The organism is Paraburkholderia sp. Ac-20336 (assembly GCF_017105025.1).
Lineage (GTDB): Bacteria > Pseudomonadota > Gammaproteobacteria > Burkholderiales > Burkholderiaceae > Paraburkholderia.
The window spans coordinates 243,968-265,360 of sequence record NZ_JAAGPS010000001.1 but is presented as its reverse complement, the minus strand read 5'-3'; the positions used below and the strand labels follow the sequence as shown (position 1 = coordinate 265,360).

General features: G+C 64.0%; 21 protein-coding genes and 1 pseudogene. 11 read left to right on the top strand and 11 right to left on the bottom strand.

The window, feature by feature from the left end:
- Positions 1–22: 22 nt before the first annotated feature.
- Positions 23–810: pseudogene (gene dapF, locus GXB81_RS01160) on the bottom strand (diaminopimelate epimerase).
- Positions 807–1,565: an NAD(P)-dependent oxidoreductase gene (locus GXB81_RS01155; RefSeq protein ID WP_205988078.1), complete on the bottom strand. Its 759-nt coding sequence runs from the start codon at positions 1,563–1,565 to the stop codon at positions 807–809. Before GXB81_RS01155 ends, dapF begins: the two are co-directional and overlap by 4 nt.
- A 270-nt stretch (positions 1,566–1,835) precedes the next feature.
- Here GXB81_RS01155 and GXB81_RS01150 point away from each other — a divergent pair, with 270 nt between their 5' ends.
- Positions 1,836–3,308: a PLP-dependent aminotransferase family protein gene (locus tag GXB81_RS01150; protein ID WP_167281407.1), complete on the top strand. Its 1,473-nt coding sequence runs from the start codon at positions 1,836–1,838 to the stop codon at positions 3,306–3,308.
- 51 nt (positions 3,309–3,359) lie between these two features.
- Here GXB81_RS01150 and GXB81_RS01145 read toward each other — a convergent pair whose 3' ends face one another.
- Positions 3,360–3,500, bottom strand: coding sequence for a hypothetical protein (locus GXB81_RS01145; RefSeq protein ID WP_167281408.1), 141 nt, complete (start codon positions 3,498–3,500; stop codon positions 3,360–3,362).
- A gap of 141 nt (positions 3,501–3,641) precedes the next feature.
- Here GXB81_RS01145 and GXB81_RS01140 point away from each other — a divergent pair, with 141 nt between their 5' ends.
- The 8 genes from GXB81_RS01140 to GXB81_RS01105 all read left to right on the top strand — a co-directional run bounded on the left by GXB81_RS01140 (position 3,642) and on the right by GXB81_RS01105 (position 9,739).
- On the top strand, positions 3,642–4,169 hold the full coding sequence (locus GXB81_RS01140) for a Na+/H+ antiporter subunit E (RefSeq protein ID WP_167281410.1): 528 nt from the start codon (positions 3,642–3,644) through the stop codon (positions 4,167–4,169).
- Entirely contained in the window at positions 4,162–4,422 is a 261-nt protein-coding gene (locus GXB81_RS01135; protein ID WP_205988077.1) for a monovalent cation/H+ antiporter complex subunit F, read from the top strand. The genes GXB81_RS01140 and GXB81_RS01135 overlap by 8 nt, the downstream gene beginning before the upstream one ends.
- 3 nt (positions 4,423–4,425) lie before the next feature.
- The gene (locus GXB81_RS01130) at positions 4,426–4,668 is read left to right on the top strand and encodes a hydrogenase subunit MbhD domain-containing protein (RefSeq protein WP_167037545.1); all 243 of its coding nucleotides are present in this window, start codon (positions 4,426–4,428) and stop codon (positions 4,666–4,668) included.
- A gap of 3 nt (positions 4,669–4,671) precedes the next feature.
- Positions 4,672–5,028 (top strand): monovalent cation/H(+) antiporter subunit G, encoded by a 357-nt coding sequence (gene mnhG / locus GXB81_RS01125; RefSeq protein ID WP_205988076.1) that lies wholly within the window; start codon positions 4,672–4,674, stop codon positions 5,026–5,028.
- Complete coding sequence (mbhE, locus tag GXB81_RS01120; RefSeq protein ID WP_205988075.1) at positions 5,025–5,729, top strand: hydrogen gas-evolving membrane-bound hydrogenase subunit E; 705 nt, start codon at positions 5,025–5,027, stop codon at positions 5,727–5,729. Before mnhG ends, mbhE begins: the two co-directional genes overlap by 4 nt.
- A gap of 30 nt (positions 5,730–5,759) precedes the next feature.
- Positions 5,760–6,134, top strand: a complete 375-nt coding sequence (locus GXB81_RS01115) for a cation:proton antiporter subunit C (protein ID WP_167037553.1) — start codon at positions 5,760–5,762, stop codon at positions 6,132–6,134.
- Positions 6,128–9,220, top strand: a complete 3,093-nt coding sequence (locus GXB81_RS01110) for a proton-conducting transporter membrane subunit (RefSeq protein ID WP_205988074.1) — start codon at positions 6,128–6,130, stop codon at positions 9,218–9,220. Before GXB81_RS01115 ends, GXB81_RS01110 begins: the two co-directional genes overlap by 7 nt.
- A 252-nt stretch (positions 9,221–9,472) precedes the next feature.
- Positions 9,473–9,739 (top strand): DUF4148 domain-containing protein, encoded by a 267-nt coding sequence (locus GXB81_RS01105; RefSeq protein ID WP_167037559.1) that lies wholly within the window; start codon positions 9,473–9,475, stop codon positions 9,737–9,739.
- A 205-nt stretch (positions 9,740–9,944) separates the two neighbouring features.
- Here the strand turns inward: GXB81_RS01105 and GXB81_RS01100 are convergent, their stop codons facing one another.
- The 7 genes from GXB81_RS01100 to GXB81_RS01070 form a co-directional block, all read right to left on the bottom strand.
- Positions 9,945–10,751 (bottom strand): peptidyl-prolyl cis-trans isomerase, encoded by an 807-nt coding sequence (locus GXB81_RS01100; protein WP_205988073.1) that lies wholly within the window; start codon positions 10,749–10,751, stop codon positions 9,945–9,947.
- A 229-nt stretch (positions 10,752–10,980) separates the two neighbouring features.
- Positions 10,981–12,168, bottom strand: a complete 1,188-nt coding sequence (locus GXB81_RS01095; protein ID WP_205988072.1) for a fumarylacetoacetate hydrolase family protein — start codon at positions 12,166–12,168, stop codon at positions 10,981–10,983.
- 83 nt (positions 12,169–12,251) lie between these two features.
- Entirely contained in the window at positions 12,252–14,036 is a 1,785-nt protein-coding gene (locus tag GXB81_RS01090) for an IlvD/Edd family dehydratase (protein ID WP_205988071.1), read from the bottom strand.
- Positions 14,037–14,247: 211 nt separating this feature from the next.
- Positions 14,248–15,243, bottom strand: a complete 996-nt coding sequence (locus GXB81_RS01085; protein ID WP_205988070.1) for a LacI family DNA-binding transcriptional regulator — start codon at positions 15,241–15,243, stop codon at positions 14,248–14,250.
- 127 nt (positions 15,244–15,370) lie between these two features.
- Positions 15,371–16,942 (bottom strand): alpha/beta hydrolase, encoded by a 1,572-nt coding sequence (locus GXB81_RS01080; RefSeq protein WP_167037574.1) that lies wholly within the window; start codon positions 16,940–16,942, stop codon positions 15,371–15,373.
- 457 nt (positions 16,943–17,399) lie between these two features.
- The gene (locus GXB81_RS01075; RefSeq protein ID WP_167281415.1) at positions 17,400–17,615 is read right to left on the bottom strand and encodes a YMGG-like glycine zipper-containing protein; all 216 of its coding nucleotides are present in this window, start codon (positions 17,613–17,615) and stop codon (positions 17,400–17,402) included.
- Positions 17,616–17,626: 11 nt separating this feature from the next.
- Entirely contained in the window at positions 17,627–18,004 is a 378-nt protein-coding gene (locus GXB81_RS01070; protein WP_167037580.1) for a hypothetical protein, read from the bottom strand.
- A 761-nt stretch (positions 18,005–18,765) separates the two neighbouring features.
- On the opposite strand from GXB81_RS01070, the gene GXB81_RS01065 reads away from it, so the two are divergent.
- A complete protein-coding gene (locus tag GXB81_RS01065; protein WP_205988069.1) occupies positions 18,766–19,266 on the top strand; it encodes a helix-turn-helix transcriptional regulator in 501 nt (166 codons plus the stop codon).
- The gene (locus GXB81_RS01060; RefSeq protein WP_205988158.1) at positions 19,263–20,594 is read left to right on the top strand and encodes a type II toxin-antitoxin system HipA family toxin; all 1,332 of its coding nucleotides are present in this window, start codon (positions 19,263–19,265) and stop codon (positions 20,592–20,594) included. The genes GXB81_RS01065 and GXB81_RS01060 overlap by 4 nt, the downstream gene beginning before the upstream one ends.
- Positions 20,595–20,619: 25 nt before the next feature.
- Here GXB81_RS01060 and GXB81_RS01055 read toward each other — a convergent pair whose 3' ends face one another.
- Positions 20,620–21,297, bottom strand: a complete 678-nt coding sequence (locus GXB81_RS01055) for an FCD domain-containing protein (RefSeq protein WP_205988068.1) — start codon at positions 21,295–21,297, stop codon at positions 20,620–20,622.
- Between the last annotated feature and the right edge of the window lie 96 nt (positions 21,298–21,393).

The window sequence follows — 21,393 nt, the reverse complement described above, 5'->3', positions numbered from 1 at the left end:
TGAGCGCCGCCCTCATCGCAAATCAGAGCATACCGTGGAACACCGGCTCGACCGGACCGGTCAGCACGACGCCACCCCGCCCGTCCCATTGCACCGTGACCGGCCCGCCGTCGCATTCCACCTCGACGGTGTCGTTCAGCAGCCCACGCCGGATACCGCCGCGCCGCACGCGCACGAGCCCGAGCCGAGCGGAATGCCGCCGCCGCGCTCCCAGATACGCAGCCGGATGCGGTTGCGGTCGATCACCTGAACGAAGTGGACATTCGTCCGCCTGGGGAAAAGCGGATGCGCTTCGATCCGCGGACCGATCGCGCCGACGTCTACGACCGAAAGATCGTCGACGAAAAAAGTGCAATGCGGATTGCCCATGCTGCAGGCGACGGGATCGCCTTCGAGCGGCAAACGGATCGTATCCACGGCCCACGCCAGCGGAATGTCGCGCCAGTCCAGAAGCGGTGCGCCCATCTCCACCGACACACCTCGCTGCGCGTGCCGGACGCAGGCGAGCAGGCCGCGCGTCGTGCGCAGCACGACCGACGCCAGGCCGCGCTCGCGCATCAGCAGATCGGCGACGCCGCGCGTGGCGCTGCCGCAGGTGTCGAGCACGGAGCCATCCGAATTCCAGAACACGAGGCGGGCCGCGGCATCGTCGCAATCAAGCACGACCACGAGCTGATTGAAGCCGATGCCCCGCTGCCGGCTCCCGAGTCGGCGCGCCATCTCGCCCGTGATCGGGTCGTCCTGCCCGCGCCTGTCGATGATCACGAAGTCGTCGCCGTTCGCGTGCATCTTCAGGAACGGCACCGTCATGCAAGGTTCGTCGGAGCGGGATGCCCGGCCCGCGCATCCTTCGACGGATGCCAGCCCAACTCGCGTTTCGCCTTGCCGGTCGAGACGGCGGGGTTGTCTTCGGCGATGTTGTAGATGCCGCCCTCCGATCGCTTGAGGGCGAGGCACGCGGCCCGCGCCGCATCGACGACGTGGACCGGGCTGACGCCCGTGGCCTGCTCCGCGCCCGTGCCGGGTCCGTACAGTTGCCCGTAGCGCAGCACCGTGCCGACGAGCGGCGCCGCCAGCACCTGACACTCCAGCGAAACCACGCCGTTGATGGTGACATGACGGTCGCCCTGCGCGTCGACGTCGAGCGAAGCGGTCTCGTCGAACGGCATCGGGCCGGCGCGATACGCCCACGCGATACTCTGGGCGACGAGGCGCGCCGCCTTCACGGCGACGGCCGCCGCGACCAGATTGCGCGTGCCCTCGTCGCGGACACGGGTGTTGCGCCCCACGGCCTCGCGCATCAGTGCCGGGTTGAGCCCCGCGGGAAGATCGGTGAGCTGGTGGATCACGCTATCGGGCACGATGCGCGCGAACGCCTCGTCGAGCGCGTGCGCGTCGAATACGTCGAGCACGACCGGCGTGGCGCCGAGCGCTTCGAGCAGCGGCGCGCGCGCCGCCTGGCGCGTGCTGCCGTACACGGCGTAACCGGCCTCGACGAGCATCGGCACCAATGCCTGGCCAATCGCTCCCGTCGCCCCCGCCACGAACACTTTCCTGCTGACCATTCTTTTCTCCTGGCAAAACCATTTCAACGACAATCCCGCCGTCAGGGCGAGCCATGCGCGGCAAACGGCGCGCACGTAGAATTCACCGTCATACGCGCTGCGCGCCGCCTGCCGAGTATAGGATCGGACGGGCTCACGCGTGGGCCATAAAGGATGGTGCGAATTGGGCCAACGGCTGCGCCGGCTCGCCTGTTTTCCTCGCGACGGGCGCTGCGACGGTCGCCGCATGGGTCACCGCGCGGTCACCATATAGGCAACATGGAAGGGACTGTGATCGATTTTCTGATTGAGCTGGGTCAGCACGGCACGCTGCAGCAGCGCGTCTACGAAGGCATTTATGCGGCGCTGCGCGACGGGCGTCTTCAGCCGGGACAGCGGCTGCCCGCTTCGCGCATCTGGGCCATCGAACTGGGTGTTCCGCGCAACACGATCCGCGAAGCCACCTCGGCGCTCGTGGCGGAAGGCTGGCTCGAAGCGCGCACCGGCACGGGGCTCTTCGTGCGCGACGTGCCAAGGCCGTCCGTTCGCGATGGCGAACCCGGCGCGGACACGCCGCACGACGTATCCGCTACCGCCGCGCCCGCCCGCCCCACGCCCGCGCTGTCCGCCTGGGCCGCACGGCTGCCCGCCGCGGAAGGGCTGCTGCCGGTTCACGCGCTATCGATCGACTTCCGGCTCGGTGCCGTTTCGTCGGGGGCGGAGCGGCTCTTTCGCTATCGGCGGCCAGGCGCGCTCGACGGAGACGCACGCGCCGCCCCGCTCGCCGCGTACGGCGACGCGGCCGGCGAGGCGCGTCTGCGTGAACGGCTTGCCGCCTATCTGCGCCAGTCGCGAGCGGTGCGTTGCACGGCCGACGACATCGTCATCACGAGCGGCTCGCATCAGTCGCTCGATCTGCTGTGCCGGTTGCTGCTCGACCCCGACCGCACGCTCGCGGTCGAGGACCCCGGCTATCCGGTGGCCGTGCATCTCGCGCGGCTCGCGGGCGCCGATGCGCTGCCGGTGCCGGTCGACGACGACGGCCTTGTCGTCGACGCGATTCCGGATGGCGTGGCCGGCGTCGTCTGCACGCCGAATCATCAGTTTCCGCTCGGCGTGGCGATGTCGCCGGCGCGGCGCGAACGGCTGCTCGCACGCGCCGCGCGCGCGCCGTTCTTCGTGATCGAGGACGACTACGACTGCGAGTACTATCAAGGCACCGCGCCCGCGCCGAGCCTGCAATCGTTCGACTCGCACGAACGCGTGATCTACGTGGGCTCGCTCTCGAAGATCCTGGCGCCGGGACTGCGGCTCGGCTACATCGTCGCGCCTCGCTGGTTGCGCGATCCGCTGCGGCACGCGCGCTGGATCGCCGATCGGCAAAGCTCCACCTATCTGCAGAATGCGCTGCTGACGGTCATGGCGAGCGGTGACTTCGCGACGCATCTGCATCGCATGCGCGCCGAATATGGCCGACGCCGCGCGGTTCTGCTCAGGGAACTGGAACGCACGCTCGGCGCATGGCTCAGTCCGCTGGCTTCGCGCTGCGGGATGCACGTGGCGGCACGCGTTCGCGGGCCGCAGGGTGCCGCGCCGCTATGCCGGATTGCCCGTGACGCGGGTATCGGAGTCTACGAAGGCCAGCGCTTTTCGATGACGGGAGCCGCATCGGACATCATGGTCTTCGGATTTGGCAACGTGACGGAAGCGCAGATCGTCGAGGGAACCGCGAGACTCGCCCATGCGTGGCGGCAGAGCGCCTGACGTTCTCCGGGTCGTCTCCGGGTCGCCCACTCAATGACACGGCAATGTCGTTCAGATCACCTTGCAAGCGCGTGCCTGTTCGATCCGATTCGCGGTACGGATAAATCGTCCCGCTTCATTTTTTGCCTTGCCTGAAGGCAGATCAGCGTCAACCGGCGGTCGCTCGTCGAACCATGCGATTGCGCTATTCACGTCGTATTCCTGCCGTTCGGCCAAGCTCCCGGCATGCACGCAATACACACTTGTGAACTCTTCACGCGGCGCCGCTTCGGTTGCTTTGCCCTACGTTGTCACCTAGAATTTTCGGCAGCGCCTTTTCAAGGATCGGATGACGTGGCCTCGCACAACGGAAAACCGGTGTCGTCGTTTGTTCCTCGGGGGATGCCCGGCCTCTGGGCCGTCCTGTTCGCGATCTGGATGATCGCCAATGCGTCGCTCGCGATCGAGCCCACGCTCGTCGGTCTTGCCATTACATGCGTCATCGCCCATGTCTTCGCCTCGTCGAGCGAAGCATGGCGCCGTCTTCGCATCAGGCCCGGCACGCTCTATCACTTCGTTGCCTATAGCGCGACGTTTCTCGTCGAACTCGTGCGCGCGAATCTCAACATGATGGCGTACGTCTACTCGCCGCGTATCGACATTCACCCCGGCATCGTCAAGGTGCGCACGCGTCTGGCGTCGCCGCTCGGCCGGCTCGCGCTGGCGAATTCGATTGCCCTGACGCCCGGTTCGCTCGTCATGGACATCCGCGACGACATCGTGTTCGTTCATTGGCTCGACGTGAAGACGACCGATATCGACTCAGCCACTCAAATACTTGTCACTCCTTTCGAACGACATCTGGAGAAAGTCTTTGGCTGAGATCATGTTGCAGATCGCCTCGGTGCTGATCTTCTTCGCGATCCTGTTCGGCGTGATCCGCCTCGTGCTCGGCAAGACGCTGATCGACCGGGTCGTCGCCATCGACATGCTCACGGTTATCTCGATCTCGCTGATCGCGCTTTACGCGCAGGCCTCGGGCCGTTTCGTCTATATCGACGTCGCGCTCGTCTACGGTCTCCTGAGCTTTCTCGCCGTGCTCGCGATTGCACGCTTTCTCGAAAGAGGGCTGTGAGCCATGTTCGACCTGCTCCTGCTGCTGATATGCGCCAGCATTCTTGCGAGCGGCCTGCTCGCGGTCTGCCTGAAAAACCTCATGGCCGCGATGGTGAGTTCGGGGCTGGCGAGCCTGTTCGCCGCGCTGGCCTTTCTGCTGCTCGCCGCGCCCGACGTCGCAATGGCGGAGGCTGCCATCGGCTCGGGGCTCGCGACCTTCATCTTTCTCTACGCGATCCGCAAAACCGGCTATCAGAAGGGCTAGCGCATGTTCGAACTGGTCGGCAGCGTGTTCATCCTCGTGGGCGCCGTCTTTCTGTTCTCCGCGGGTCTCGGCCTGCTGCGCATGCCGGACTCGTATACGCGCATCCAGGCCGGCACCAAGGCATCGACGCTCGGCAACATGCTCGTGCTGATCGGTCTCGCGTTCTATCACCCGGACTGGACGTTCCGCCTGATTCTCGTCATTTACTTCGTGCTGGTAACGAACCCGGTGTCCTCGCATGCGCTGTCGCGCGCGGCATGGCTGATCCGCACGCCGATGGCTCCGGCCACGATGATCGACGAGCTTGCCGACGCGCTTGCCGACGAAGCCGGGCGCGCCGCAAGGGAAGCGGAATCATGATGCGTCGCGCCGCCGCCGCACTGACCGTCGTGCTGTTCGCGCTGGTGTTCTGGCGCATCGTCGGCGGCTACACGGAATGGCAGGCACTGCGCCCGCTCGCCGCGCACTATGTCATGCGCGGGCCGCTCGAACTCGGCGCGCCGAACATCGTGACCGGCATTCTGATTGCGTATCGCGGCTTCGATACGCTCGGCGAAGTCGCCGTGCTGTTCATGGTCGCGGCGAGCGTCGGCGTGCTGCTGAAAGAGGAAAGCGACGCGGCCTCCACGGCCGCCGCAAGCGCAGCCACGCCCGCGCGCCGCCCTGCCGGCGAAATCGTGCGCACCGGCACCCAGGTGCTGCTGCCGATGATCCTCACCTTCGGCGCCTATGTGATCGTCAACGGTCACCTGTCGGCGGGCGGCGGCTTTCAGGGCGGCGCGATCGTCGCCTCAGGCGCGATGCTGATGCTGCTCGCGCGGCCCGGCTCGACCTTGAACGTCGCGCTGCTGGGCGTCGTCGAATCGCTCGCGGGCGTGATCTACGTAGGCGTCGGCATTCTGGGCCTCGTGCTCGCGGGCAGCTTTCTCGACACACGTTTTCTGCCGCGCGGCGAGTTCGGCGCGTTCTTCAGCGCCGGCGCGATTCCGCTGATTTCCGCGCTGCTCGGCGTCAAGGTCGGCGCGGAACTGAGCGTCATCATCGACCGGTTCCGAAGCTGAACCGCCTTGCATGGGATCGGAGTCAAGCGCATGAGCATAGGGGTGCCGGTTTCGACCATTCTGCTGATCACGGGCTTCTGCCTCGCGTTGATCGGCCTCTGGGGCATGCTGACCCACCGCAACATTCTGCGCATCATCATCGGCTTCGCGGTGATCGATACGGGCCTGCACATCGTGATGGTCGCGACCGGCTACATCACGGGCGGCACCGCGCCGATCATCGACGCGGCGCTCAGCAAGACGAGCGCGGCGCAACACGCCATCGATCCGGTTCCGTCCGCGCTCGTCGTCACCGCGATCGTGATCGGCCTCTCGGTCACGGCCATCATGCTTGCCTTCGCGATCCGTCTTTACGCCGCCAGAAAGACGCTGTCCATCGACGCGTTCACCGAGTCGAAATGGTAGCCGCGCTCTTTCATCCGCTGCACATCTTCATTCTCGGGCTCGGCGGCGGCTTCGTCATTCCGCTGCTGTACCGGCTCGGCAAGCCGTGGCTCACGCTCGGCTTTTTCCTCGCGCTGTGCGGCATCGTGCTCGTCTCCGGCGTGTCGCTTCTCGGACTGCTCGACGGCGGCAACACGATCGACGTGCTGACCGCGGGCGCGCTGCCGCCGGTCTCGATCAACCTGCGCTTCGGCCTGTGGGAAGGCTTCTTCACCTTCAGCGTCAACGTGGTCGCGCTGCTCGGCGCGCTGCATCTATGGGACCGCTTGCGCGGCAATTACGCGGCGCTGCTGCTGTATCTGATTCTCGTGATGGGTATCGACGGCATGGTGATGACCCGCGACCTGTTCAACCTGTTCGTGTTTCTCGAGATCGTCTCGATCGCCACCTATGGGCTCTTCGGGCTCGACCGCACGCCCGCCGCGCTCGCGGCCGCGTTCAAGTACATCATGGCGACCGTGATCGCCTCGACGTTCTTCCTGCTCGGCACGGTGCTGCTCTACTACGTGAGCGGCACGCTCAATATCGACGATCTGCTCGCGATGCGCGCACAACTGCGCGGCCCGATCGGCACGACCGCGACGCTGCTCGTATTCGCGAGCCTCGTGATCGAACTGAAGCCGTTTCCCGCCAACGGCTGGGGGCTCGACGTCTACGAGACCGCGCCGAGCGGCGTGGCCGCGATGGTGTCGGTCGGCGTATCGGCCGGGGTATTCTTCGCGCTGTTCAAGCTGCTGCCGCTGTTCGACGGCCAGCTCACGCTGCTCGCGATGTCGGGCAGCGTGACCTTCCTGTTCTCGAACCTGCTCGCGTTGAAGCAAACGAAACCGCAACGCGTGCTCGGCTATTCGTCGATCGGACAGATGGCGCTCCTGATGCTCTCGCTCGCGCTGCTGCGGCAAGTCGGCGCGGATGCATCGATTCCGCTCGTCGTGGGCGGCCTTTTCGTCAACCATCTGCTGGCGAAGGCGGGCCTGTTCTGGCTGATCGGCGTGCTGCGCCGGCACGGCAACCACGCGCGGGCGACCCTCTCGCGCAGTCCGCTGCTGATCGGCCTGGTCGGGCTCTTCATGGTCGCGATCGCGGGGCTGCCGCCGTTCCCCGGCTTCTGGGCGAAGTGGGAGCTCGTCATGCGCCTGACCGCCGCCGGCAAACCCTACTGGATCGTGCTGATCCTCACGGGCTCGCTGCTCGAAGCGGCCTATATGTTCCACTGGTTCGTGCGCGCGCTGAGCCCGTCCGACGAAGCGGCAACGCCCGGCCCCGAGCTCGTCGCGCTGCTGCCGCTCTTCGGCGTGGCGATCCTGCTGGGCGTGACGGGCTACACCGCCGCCGCGTTCTCCGGCGTCGCCTCGGCGTGGATCTTTTCGCCGCTCGCAGCGGGCGCGGTGTTCTATGCGGTCGATCGTCTGCCGGGACGCGTGAAGGGCGTGCTCGCGCTGATCGCCGTCGCGCTGATCGGCAGCCTGCTCGCCGAGGGCACGCGCGGCATCGCGGGGCTGTTCGCGTGGCTGCTGCTCGCCGGCAGCTTCGTGATCGCCGCGGCGAGCCTCTATCGCGACGACGTGCGCGCGGGTTTCTATCCGATGCTGATCGTTCTGCTGCTGTCGATTCCGGCGCTGCTGCGTTCGTCGACGACGCTCGAATTCTTCTATAGCTGGGAGATCGTGACGCTGTCGTCGTGCTTCCTGATCGCGAAGTGCCGGCGCGCGGGTCCGCATGTGCTGACCTTCCTGCTGTTTTCGCTGCTGTCGGCGTTTTTCCTGCTTGCGGGTTTCGCCGACGTCGCCGCCATCGACGGCAGCATCGAACTGTCCGCGCTGATCCACGCGGGACCGGAAGCGAACCGCGCGTTCGTGCTGCTCGCGACCGGCTTCCTGATCAAGGCCGGCGCGATCGGCGTACACGTCTGGTTGCCGGGCGCCTACACCGAAGCGGAAGACGACGTGACCGCGATGCTCTCGGCCGTGGTCAGCAAGCTCGCGATGTTCGGCCTGCTGATCGGCACCTATCTGACGATACGCTCCGAGGTCGGCCTCGAACTCGCGCACGTGATGACATGGATCGGCATGCTCACCACGCTTGCGGGTGCTCTGATGGCGTTGCGGCAGAACGACTTCAAGCGTCTGCTCGCGTTCTCGAGCATGAGCCAGATCGGCTATATCGTCACCGCGATCGGCCTGATGAGCCACCTCGGCTGGGTCACGGCGCTGTATCTGGTCGCCAATCACATGCTCGTGAAAGGCATCCTGTTCCTCGCGCTCGCGGGCGTGATCCTGCGCACCGGCACCCACAACTTCGCCGACGTCGGCGGCCTCGCGCGCGAGATGCCGCTCACGTTCGCGATGGTCGTGATCGCGCTCGTGTCGATGTCGGGCCTGCCGCCGCTGATGGGCTTCGGCGGCAAATGGCTGCTGCTGAACGCGATGACCGACAAGGGCTGGTACGGGCTCGCCGTGTGCGGACTGATCGTCACGTGCGCCGGCTTTCTCTACATGATGCGCCTGCTCAACGGCATCTTTCTCGGTGCGCGTTCGCCGCAACGGCCCGCGGTCCGCGAGGCGCCGGTCATGCTGCTCGTGCCGCAGTTCCTGCTGGTGGTCGGCATTGTCGTTCTGTCGTTCTTTCCGAAGCTGCTGATCGAGCCGGTCTCCGCCGCAATCGACCCGCGGTTCGCGGCGACGCTCGTGTGGGGCGGCATGTCGCTCGAAAGCATCTACGGATTCTGGAACCCGACGCCGGTCGTGATCGTCGTGCTGATCGTGTCCGCGATCGTGCTCGGACTCGGCGTGCTGTTCTATCGCAACCGGCGCGGCAACGCGCGCAATGCGCCCGATTTCTACCACTTCTATCGGCCGCTGCTGGGCCGCACGGTGCCGCCGTTCGCGCAGATGTTCTGGCGCGGCGCGGCACATTTCGCGCTCGCCGCGGCGGCACGGATACGCCGCATCTATACCGGTAACGGACAGACTTACGCGCTTTACGTGCTGCTCTATTTTCTCGTGATCTATTTCGCGAGCACGGGGCTGACCGGGGCCCGGACGTAGTCAGGAGGTATGGCCACGCCGCGCTCGTGATCTTCATGCCGTCATCACGTGACGATCGCAACCCCGCTTATCGCCTGTTTGTTGCTTCGAAGATTGACGGTTGCAGGCCTAGTTATCTCAAAATTATTCCAGTTTTCGAAACAGTGAGTTTGTGAATTAGGTATTTACCCTAGTGTTCCGTTCCCCTAAACTGCCTTCATCGCTGCAGACAAACCAGTTCGCAGCCAAACAAGATAAATTTGGAGGTAGGTCATGAAATCGCTCATTCAAGCTGTGGTTATTGCCGCTACTCTTGCTGCTCCGGTCGCTGTTTTCGCTCAATCGAACCAGCCCGTGACCCGCGCACAAGTCCGCGAAGAGCTGATCCAGATCGAAAAGGCAGGTTACAACCCGGCACTGTCGAACCCGAATGAATATCCGGGCAACATCCAGGCTGCCGAAGCTCGCGTTGCCGCGCAAAACAGCGCAGTTGGCGGTGTGAACAGCGGTTCGTCGCAGCAAGGCCACGCAGCCCAGTAAGCCATCAGTAATCTGTCCGGTAGCCGGAAAGAAGAATGGCTGTAGCCGTACCTGTCGGAGCGCTCTGCCGTAGTGCTTCGACCGTTTCCCCTGCTGGCCCGCCATCGCGGTTGAATGCGATGGCGGGCCAGTTCCGTTTCAGGGCGGCCTTGAACCCGCATGCCTCGCACGCCTCATTAGCAGCACCCTGTATGGCTGCGTCCTGTCACGGCTGGATGCTGGCGCCCTTGATCTGCGCGGCGGTGAAGTCGGTGGCGGCCTTCTGCAGCGCGAGCGTCTCCAACTGCTGACGCAGCGTCCCCTGCGCCTGGTCGAACGCCGGAATCTGTGTCGGGCGCTTCGCGTCGAGCTTGACGATCGTCCAGACATTGCCCACCTGGAACGGCTGCGGCGTCATTCCGCCCACCGGCAACTGCGCGATGGTCTGCGCAAGCGCCACCGGCAAACCCTGCGTCCTGCCCTCGGTCACCGGCACCGGGAAACTGACCCACGGCATCTCGCCGCCGCTCTCCTTGCTCGGCGCCACGCTGTACTCCTGCGCCAGGGCCTCGAATGGCTGGCCCGCCTTCAATTTATCGACGACCTTTTTCGCGGTCGCATCGTCGCCCACGGTGATGACGCGCGGCTTGAACTCGTCCTTGCCGAGCGAAGCGACGATAACGTCGTAACGCGCCCTCACCTGAGCGTCCGTGACCGCCTCGGGGTGAATGCTGTCCTTCAGGTACAACCGGATCTCGGTGCTGACCTTCGCCGCCGCCGGCGCCTGCCGCACTTCCGGCTTCTGATCGTAGTGCGCCTTCTCGGCGTTCTGCCGCAGCACCTCGCGCGCCACCAGCCCGCTGCCGAGCAGCTGGCGCAATTGCGGTGTGTCGGGCTGCCCGGTCTTTGCCGTGACCATCCGCACGGCGTCGTCGAGCTGGCTGCGCGCCACCGGCACGCCGTTGACGACAGCCACCGCGCCGGCGGGCAGGTTCGATGCGGGCGCATCGGCTGCATGCGTGATCTGCGCCACGCCCTAGTCGATGTCGGCGACCTGTCTGCACAGACAGGCGCATTCGACATTGCAGACAGGCGGAAACAGCGAGCGACGGCGAGTGCCGTCATGATTCGCCATCGGCCGTCACCGGCGCTGATTGCACGGGTGAGTCTGGCGACAGGCTGGCAGTCCCTCGCCGCACCGCGACGAGGGTTCATGGCGCGAAGGGCTCGCGCCGTCGATATTCAAACTCGCGACAACGCCGTCACGCAGCACCCAGCAGACCACGGACCGCGAGATTGCGATACAGCGCCCGCACGCCGAACGTCCACGGTTCGATTTCCGTCGAGAGGCGCACAGTGTTGATCAGCGCGCCGAGTTGCGGCGTCGAGATCGTCACGCGATCACCGAGGTGATGCGTGAAGCCGCCGCCGGGCGCGTCGCGGTCCTTGATCGGTGAGAACATCGTGCCGAGGAACAGCATAAAGCCGTCCGGATACTGGTGATGGCGGCCGCAGGTTTGCGTGACGAGGTCGGCCGGGTCGCGGCTGATCTCGCTCATATGGCTTACGCCGTCGAGCACGAAGTCGTCGTCGGCGCCTTCGACACGCAGCGACACGCTCGCGCTGCGCACCGAGTCGAGCGAGAACGTGTCGTCGAACAGACGCACGAACGGGCCGATCGCGCACGAGCCGTTGTTGTCCTTGCACTTGCCGAGCAGCAGCGCCGAGCGGCCCTCGATGTCGCGCAGGTTCACGTCGTTGCCGAGTGCCGCGCCGACGATGCCGCCGCGGCTATTCACCGCGAGCACGATCTCCGGTTCCGGGTTGTTCCACACCGACGCGGCGAGCAGGCCGACGTCCGCGCCGAAGCCAACCGCCGACATCGGCTGCGACTTGGAAAATACTTCGGCATCCGGACCAATTCCGACTTCCATGTATTGCGACCACGCATTGCGCCGTTCGAGTTCGGCCTTCAGCTTCATCGCGGCTTCCGAGCCTGGCTTGATCTTCGACAGGTCCGTGCCGATCGTCTGCGCGATCGTCTCGCGCACTTCCGTTGCCCTCGCCGGATCGCCGCCCGCCTGTTCCTCGATCACACGCTCGATCAGGCTGACCGCGAACGTGACGCCGCAGGCCTTGATCGCCTGCACGTCGCACGGCGCGAGCAAACGCACGGCCGGCACGCCGGCGCCAGCCAGATTCGCCTCGATCAGCTGCGCGACCGGCCCGAGCGATATGCCCGGCGTGCTGCGCGTAAACTGCGCGGCATCGTCGCGCTCGAACAGATCCGCGGTGGTCGGCACCGCCGCGGTGATGTCGAACACCTCGCCGCCGCGCACGACGACCACGCAGGGTCCTTCGTGCTGTTCGGTCTTGCGCCACACGCGGCCGACGAGCAACGCGTCGTTCAGGTCGCCAGGAAGAAAGCGGGAAGGGGACGTTGCGGACATGGAACGGGCTCTTTCGGATAAGTGGGGAACGGGCAAGGCCGGGCGTCGCATCGCCTGCGAAGCCCGGTCTTGTCACCTGCATGTCAATGCGAATGCCGCGGATTGCCACGCTCGGCAATCACCTTCAGATAGAGCGTTGCCGGTTCGAGACAGCCGCCGGTCGAAAGCTGGCCGACCGTCTTGCGATACAACTCCTGCCACGGCGTTTGCGCGGGCGGAATCTCGAACTGCATGGTTTCGCGACGTCGCGCGAGTTCTGCTTCGTCGACCAGCACGTCGACGCGGCGCGAATTCAGATCGACACGAATGCGGTCGTTCGTGCGCAGCAACGCGAGGCCGCCGCCCACCGCCGCTTCCGGCGACATGTTCAGAATCGACGGACTCGCGGACGTGCCGCTCTGACGTCCGTCGCCGAGTGTCGGCAGCGAAGTGATGCCCTCGCGCACGAGCGCCGCCGGCGGTGCCATGTTGACGACCTCGGCGCTGCCCGGATAGCCGACCGTGCCCGCACCGCGAATCACGAGAATGCAACGCTCGTCGATCGCGAGCGACGGATCGTTGATGCGCGCGTGATAGTCCTCGGGACCGTCGAACACGATCGCGCGTGCCTCGAAGCTGTTTTCCGCGCCGGGCTCGCTCAGGTAGGTCTTGCGGAACGCCTCGCCGACCACCGACATCTTCATGATCGCGCTGTCGAAGAAGTTGCCCGACAGCACCATGAAGCCCGCGCCGTGCTTGAGCGGATCGTCCGTCGTCCTGATGACCTCGCGATCCGGCGTGGGCGCGGCCGCTGCGATCTCGCCCATCGTGCGGCCCGACACGGTCAGGCATTGCTCGTGCACGAGGCCGCCCTTCGCAAGCTCGCGCATCACGGCCGGCACGCCGCCGGCGCGATGGAAGCTCTCGCCGAGATATTCGCCAGCGGGCATGCAGTTGACGATCAGCTGCACCTGTTCACCGACTCGCTGCCAGTCGTCGAGACTCAGTTCGACGCCCATGTGCCGCGCGATCGCGATCAGGTGCGGCGGACAGTTGGTCGACGCACCGAGCGCCGACGCGACCACGATCGCGTTTTCAAAGGCTTGCTTCGTCATGATCCGCGACGGCCGCACATCCTCGCGCACCAGATCGACAATGCGCTTGCCGGTCACGTAGGCCATCTGGCCGCGCTCGCGGTACGCGGCCGGAATGCTCGCGCAGCCGGGCAGCGACATGCCGAGCGCTTCGGCAAGGCTGTTCATCGACAAGGCCGTGCCCATCGTGTTGCAATGGCCGATCGACGGCGAGGACGCCGTGGTCAACTCCATGAAGCCTTCGTAGTCGATCTCGCCGGCCGCGAGCAGATTGCGCGCATGCCAGATCACGGTGCCCGACCCGATGCGCTTGCCGTCGTGCCAGCCATCGAGCATCGGGCCGCCGGACAGCACGATCGCCGGCATGTCGACGGTGGCCGCCGCCATCAGGCAGGCGGGCGTGGTCTTGTCGCAGCCGGTGGTCAGCACCACGCCGTCGAGCGGGAAACCATGCAGGATTTCGACGAGGCCCAGATACGCGAGATTGCGGTCGAGCGCGGCGGTCGGCCGACGGCTCTGCTCGGCGAGCGGATGTACCGGAAATTCCATCGGAATGCCGCCCGCGTCGCGAATGCCGGCCTTCGTGCGTGCCGCGAGCTCGATGTGATGCCGGTTGCACGGCGCGAGGTCACTGCCCGTCTGCGCGATGCCGATGATCGGCCGGCCCGATTGCAGTTCTTCGCGCGTCAGACCGTAGTTCATGAAACGCTCGACGTACAGCGCCGTCATATCCGCGTACGCGGGATCGTCGAACCATTCCTGGCTGCGCAGCCGGCGTGGGTTGGATGCTGACATGATGCTTCTCTCTGTCCTGAGGGTTACCTGGGCGTGTATAGTTACCGGTAACATATAGGTTCGTCGATGTTACGCGTGGCGTGGCATCCGAACAACCAAGGGATATCCCTGGCTGCTTATGTGGCCCTGCAAAGCGCCTCGTGATTCAGGAGCCCCGGCGATGCCGTACGGCGCCGCTACGCCTGCGGCCTGCGTACCGGCTCAGGTATTTTCAGGCGCTTTCACGCGGAATCACTGTGAAGTCGATCTTTACCGCTTTCCTATGCGGCTCACGCCCGGCCTCGCGATCGGCCAGCGCGGCGAGCAATGTCTCGCCCGCCCGCAAGCCGATTCCGTATGCGTCCACTGACACGGTCGTCATCGTCGGCTGGCAGCACCATGACACCTCGAAGTTGCCGAAACCGGCGATGGCGATATCGTCCGGGACCGACAGCCCGCGGCGATGGCACTCCATGATTGCGCCGAACGCCGACATATCGCTCACGCACATCACGGCCTCGGTATCGGGCCACGTTTCGAGCAAGGCACCGAGCGCCGGCGCGCCATGACTCATGGTGATCGGCGAATCGCCGAGCCGGATCACGCGCGGCGCGCCGAGCCCGAGCGCCTTCATTTCGGCGACGTAACCGCGCATCCGGTCAAGGCCGCGTCGGTCGCGTTCGCTCTCGCCCGCGATAAAACCGATGCGCCGATACCCGCGTTCATGCAGATGCCGGAGCATTGCGCGCGCCGCCACCGAGTTCGAAAAGCCGACGGCCGTATCGATCGGATCGGCCGGCAAGTCCCACATCTCGACAACCGGGATGCCGGCGCGCTGCAACAGCATGCGCGTCGCCTCGGTATGCCGGCTGCCCGTCAGCGCGACGCAGCGCGGCTGATGACGCAGCATCGAACGCACGAGCAGTTCTTCCTGGTCGAGACGGTAGTCGGTGTCGCCGAGCAGGAGCTGCAAACCGTGCGGGCTCAACGCGGCATTGAGCCCGCGCACCGTGTCCGAGAAGTTCGAGCTCGACAGCGACGGCACCAGCACCGCGACGAACTCCGAGCGTCCCGACGACAACGCGCCCGCCGCCGCATCGGCGACGTAGCCGAGTTCGTCGATGACCTTCATGACCCGCTCGCGAGTCGTCTGCGACACGCTGCGTCCCGCGAGCACACGCGAGACGGTCATCTTCGAAACGCCCGCGCGCCGGGCAACATCGGACATGCGGGGCGGAACAGGTGGCCTGGACGTCATGGTGTGGCGCGGGGCGAGTACGCGAAAGTCACGGAACGCACATCATACCTGGCGACGCTCACCGCCGGCCCGATTCAAAGCGCCCGCACTTCAAGGCTCAAGGCTCTGGCTCGCCGGAACCGGCCTGCTCGAGCGCATTGAGTTCTTCCTCAGCATCTTCGGGCTGCCCCGCTGCGGTTTCATGCGTGCGCGGCGGCGATTTGACGACCGCCGGCGGCAACCTGCCGATGCCTTCGTCGATACGTTGCAGCAGATACGGGAAGAACGGATTCGACGCGATGCGAAACATCGAGTCGAGCGTCAGAATCAAGGTGCCGCGTTCACCACGTGGCGCGAGTGTGCCGAGGTTCTCGTTGAAGTTTTCCGAGTCGTCCGGCGCAATGCCGTACAACGCATCGGTGATCGGGAACGGAATCGCGACGTGCGACAACGAGAAGATGTCCTGAGGATAATCGATGTCCAAAGGCTGCACGCGCGTTTGCACTTCGCCCGCATAGACGCTGCGCTCGATCATATGTGCCGAGTCCGGCGACGCATTGGCGATGACCGTCGTGCGATAGTTCTGCGGACCAATGCGCAGCAGCCGCGACAGCGCCGTATAAGACGCGACGCGCAGGAAAGTCCTGAAACGCACGCTGCGATTGACGTCGAACAGGACGACCTCGCTGCCGTTCTCGGGAAGCTTGTCATAGAGCAACGACATCACCGCGGGCGTGCTGACCGTGAAATCGGTCACCGACTGGAACGTGAGAATCGGCGGCAACGTAGCAAGCCGGTTCTCGCGCTCGAGCCTCGCAATCTGCTCCTGAATGACGCTCGTGAGCAGATACGACTGCCGCGCGCCATTCACCGGGAACGAGTTGTACTTGAACGGATTGAACTCCGGCACGATGCCAAGCCATGCGGCGCGCTCGAATGCGGGCAATATCGCCGGCAGTCCCGCGAGACCGGCAAAGCGCGCATAACGCGTCACGCCGATCATCGGTGAAATCAGAATGACGCGAGTCGGACGCGTAAGCGCCGGGTTCTCGATCGCATCCAGTGCATATTGCAGCGCCAGCGCGCCGCCATTCGAGAAGCCGACCAGTTCGAGCGGCTTGTCCGGGCCGATACGCCGGCGCGCTTCGCGCACTGCAAGCCGGGTGGCCGCGGCCCATTGCTGCCAGTGAACGTCGGTCAACCCGGCCGGCACGGTGCCGTGCCCCGGCAAGCGGATGCCGATCGCGACAAAACCGCGATCACGATAGTTGCGTGCGATATGCCGCAAGCTGTACGGCGAATCCGTCATGCCATGCAGCAACACCACCGCGCCAACGGGCGGCCCCGACGGTTCGAGTATGTACGAGTGATTCCAGTCGTAGGCAAAATGCGGCGGAAAGATCGGCGAGCCCTCGTAATACCGGTTCGCCGCAACGCGCTCGGACGGCTTCAGCTTTTCGACGACATTGACGCGCACGTCCTCGAAAATGCGCGCTTCCGCTTTCATATAGGCGTTCCAGTCGCCGGTGTCCATCTCTTCCGCGGTCATTTCGCGCGGCACATAGGTATGCCAGACCGACAGCGCCGGACCGCGCTGCGAGTACCATGCGCGCAGACCGAGTGCGAGTACGGCCGACAGAATCACAACCCATGCACTTATCTTGATGACCTTCAGCGACGTGCGTAGCATTCGTGTTCTCTTGATGAAGGTTGCACCGCAACGCAGACTACTGTCCGCGTCGGACGCTGAGACCGTCGTGTCGACGGCGTTCCGGTCTGGATATCCTAAGGTCTTTTAATCATCCGTTCAAACTCTATGGCCGTTGCACGGCAGGCACTGCCGGATGATTAGCATAACGACCTGAGGTGCGCGGCGATGCCGCAAGCGCGAATGAAACAGGCCGATCAGATCGACGCGCTGCGCTATCCGGAATTCGACGCGAGGAAAACTGCACGGAATTCCCGCACTCATCGTGGGGAGGTCGTGGGGAAGTTGTGAAGGAGCCGATGCAACGAACACCTTTCAGCGGCATGGAAAAGATCGACTCGCCCGATGACTCGCTCAATCGGATCAAGCCATCCGGTTCATGAATAAAGTACGGGACGCGATACATGCCGCGTCCCGTACACCCCTGCTCATCGTTCCATTAGCGGCCGCGCATATTGCCGGCCACACCGCCCGCCGCACCGCCGATGATCGCGCCGGTCCAGGCATCGCCACCCGAGATCGCCGCAATCCCCGCTCCCGCGCCGGCGCCGAGCGCGGCGCCGCTCATCGTTCCCTGCGCCTGCGGGCTCATGTCCGTGCAGCCGATCATCGCAACCAGCGTTCCGATGCTCACGATCCATCCAAGTCGTTTCATGATCGTTCTCCTTATTGGTTTTTCTTCAGCCCGGGCACGACCATCTGGAACCAGAGGGTCTCGATCACCGGGTGCTGGATCATCGTCGGATTGGATGCGTAATAGTTGTCGAGCCCCACGCGCACGCTGTCGAGCGTCTGCCCCTGCATGCCTTTACCAAAGCGCTGCGCGATGTCGCTGGCGTTCGCCGCATTGCCGGCATAGGCGCGCTCGACTTCGATCAGATTGGCAATCCCGACGAGATAGGCTTTCTTCGCTTCCGGCGACGACTCCATCCATTGCTGACCCGTGACAATTGGAATGTTGTCCGCGCGCGCGACGTTGCTCATCACGGCCAGCGACAGGAAAGTCAGAGATAACAGCGTTCGCCATTGTGGTTTGATTGCCATTACATACTCCATGGAAATAATGTTCTCCAGCGGCCTGCCGCCGAAATACCTGCGGCATCGATCGAGTTATTTGGAAGAATGATCGGTCTCGGTCTCGTCGAATCTCCTTTTCAGGTTCACCGGGTCGGCATGGTTCATCGAATCAGGTTCAATAGAGAAATAGCTATTGCGAGACCTGAAATTCTCTCGACGAATTCAAATGGTTTGCTAACGCGCGTGCACCTCAGGCACGCCATAGAGTCTACAGAGTTTTCTGTAATTTCCAAGCCTGCTGTCGTGCCCTTCGCGCAACAATGCTATTGAATAAATTGACGATCGAATAACGGGTAAAGGAATGCAATGCGCGTAAACACTCATCGCTTTATTGAACGAGTCTTTTATATGCCGGAAGCATTACATATGAGTTTCGTCAATTTTTTGTGAAATATGATCTTCTATTTTTCCTCTCAATTTTCAATGTTTTTACATTAATCAATAAAGAGCGATTGACGTTTCAATTATTCAAATTCGATCGGTTCAGTTACGCTCGATCGCGACCTGATGGCAATAGTCTGAAATGGCTGCGAAGCAGCGAAAGAAGGGGTTGAAACTGTTGACCGTTAGTTGCGTTAAATGTTCTATCCGCGTCACGCCGATCCGAACGGCCATATCTTCGGCATTAACAGTCTTTAGCTTGTATTTGAAAAATACAGGGTATAGACTGTACGAGTCATTTACAGGCTTTGGCCTGTTGTCACGCCGAAGCCGGCCGGAGACCTGTCGTGGACTACCCCATCAAGACGCTGAGCCAGTTGAGACCAATCCTGCAAGGCTTCAGGAAAGCCGCCGCACTCACCCAGGCCGCGATGGCCAGCCGCCTCGGCGTCACGCAGCAGACTTACGCGCAACTCGAAGCGAATCCGGCCGCCGTCAGCGTCGAACGTCTGTTCAAGGTCTTGCGGATATTGCAGGTCGATCTGAAACTCGCGCAGACCGGCGCGGCGCCAGGCGAAGCCGCCGAGGCAAGTGTCGCGCCGCCATCAACCAGCCGTGCGCCCACCCGGCGCGTCGGCGGCAAAACCACTACCACGGCAGGCATCGGCGAAAAGCGCACCACCGCAACGCCGCGCAAACAGCCAACATCGGCGGCGAAGTCCGCTCGCCCGCGAACCGCCGCGAAGAAGCCGCCCGCCAGCACGACCACGCGCGGCAATAGCGCGTCCGAACCGGCACGCGCCGCCGCGAAATCCGCGAACACCGGCAAAAAACGCGAGGAATGGTGAGCATGGCACGCAGCACACAAAGCCGCCTGAATCTGTGGATGAACGGCTTGCAGGTCGGCTATTGGGAAACGACACGCAACGGCGAGCGTTTGACGTATCTCGACGAATGGATCGACGATCCGCAAGGGCGCCCGCTCTCGCTGTCACTGCCTTTTACACCAGGCAATCAGCCATATCGCGGCCAGATCGTCGCGGACTATTTCGACAATCTGCTGCCCGACAGCGAACCGATCCGGCGCCGCATCGCCACGCGTTACCGGACCGGCAGCACCGCGCCGTTTCCATTGCTTGCCGCGCTCGGCCGCGACTGCGTCGGCGCGCTGCAGATGCTGCCGCCCGACGAAGCGCCCACCGACCTCACGAGCATCGAGGGACGCGCGCTTGGAGAAAGCGACGTCGCCGCCCTGCTGCGCGGCACGACCTCGGCGGCACCGCTCGGCCAGCACGATCCGCTCGAAGACCTGCGCCTGTCGATCGCCGGGGCGCAGGAGAAAACCGCGCTGCTTCGTCATCGCAATCGCTGGCTGCTGCCCGAAGGCAGCACGCCGACCACGCATATCTTCAAGCTGCCGCTCGGGCTCGTCGGCAACATGCGCGCCGACATGCGCACGTCGGTCGAAAACGAATGGCTCTGTTCGCACATCGTCGCCGCTTACGGCCTGCCCGTTGCCCACTGCGAAATCGCGCGCTTCGACGAAGAGAAAGCATTGATCGTCGAGCGGTTCGATCGCAGACCATCGAGCGACGCAACGTGGATCGTGCGGCTGCCGCAAGAAGACATGTGCCAGGCAACCGGCACATCGGCGCTTCATAAATACGAATCCGATGGCGGCCCGGGTATCGAGACCATCATGGAAGTACTCGCCGGCTCGTCTCGCGCCGCAACGGACCGGCGCAACTTTTTCACGACGCAGATGATTTTCTGGCTACTCGCCGCCACCGATGGCCATGCGAAGAACTTCAGCATCGCGCATCTCGCGGGCAATCGTTACGAATCGACGCCGCTTTACGACGTGCTCTCCGCGCATCCGATCATCGGTTCGGGCCCGAGCCGTCTAGCCGTGCAAAGAGTGAAACTCGCGATGGCCGTTCGCGGCAAAAACGTCCACTACCTGCTCAATCAGATCCAGCGAAGACACTGGATTGCCGAAGGACAACGCACCGGTTTTTCCGCCGCGGCCGTCGAAACGATGATCGACGAACTGACCGCGCGAACCGATACGGTCATCGATGAAGTATCGTCGCAACTGCCCGACGACTTTCCGATGGACGTCGCCGATGCGGTGTTCAACGGCATGCGCCGGTTGAACAGAAAACTGGCGCAGTAGAGAAAAAGCCGGAAAAACGCATTCTTCAAATCTGCCGCGCCACGACTTCATCCACCTTCGCCGACGCGCGCCACTGAACACTCAGCAAATGCTCGCGCATGTAGCGCGCCGCCGCTTCCGCGTCGCGTGCTTTCAGCGCATTGACGATCTCCTGGTGCTGCTGCGCGAAATACTGCCGCGTCTCCTGCGCGGCCGTTTTTTCGCGGACCTCCGGTTTCACACGCATACCGTTGATGACTTCCATCAACGCAATCAGCGCGGGATTTCGCGTAGCCTGGCCAATCAGCAGATGAAAGCGGTGATCCCATTGCTGCCATTCGTCGTCGGTTTTCGCGGCAGCATTTTTACGCGCGCACTTTTCCAGCTCCTGCAGATCGTCGCCGCTCGCCTTCGTCGCCGCCAGTGCGACAAGCGCCGGTTCGAACAGCAGGCGCATTTCGGCGATGTCCGCCGGACTGGTGCCGACGCGCAGCCCCCGCAGCGTAGGCGCGAACTTTAGCGGCCGGGCGCCGAGATAAGTGCCACGGCCGACGCCACGCCACACGCGGCCCGAGGCTTCCATCGACGCCAGCGCCGAGCGCAACTCGCGGCGGCTCACGCCCAGTTCTTCCGCAAGCGTCCGTTCGGGCGGCAGCGCATCGCCATCCTTCAGGCGATGCCGGGCAATGTAGTCGAGCAACGCATCCAGTACCGGCTTTTCCATTTTTCCCGAACCAATATTAATTGGTTTAAACGATATCAGAATCCCGGCGAGACCGCACGCCGTCCTTCAGGGTATTTTTTATCCGCTATACTGGCC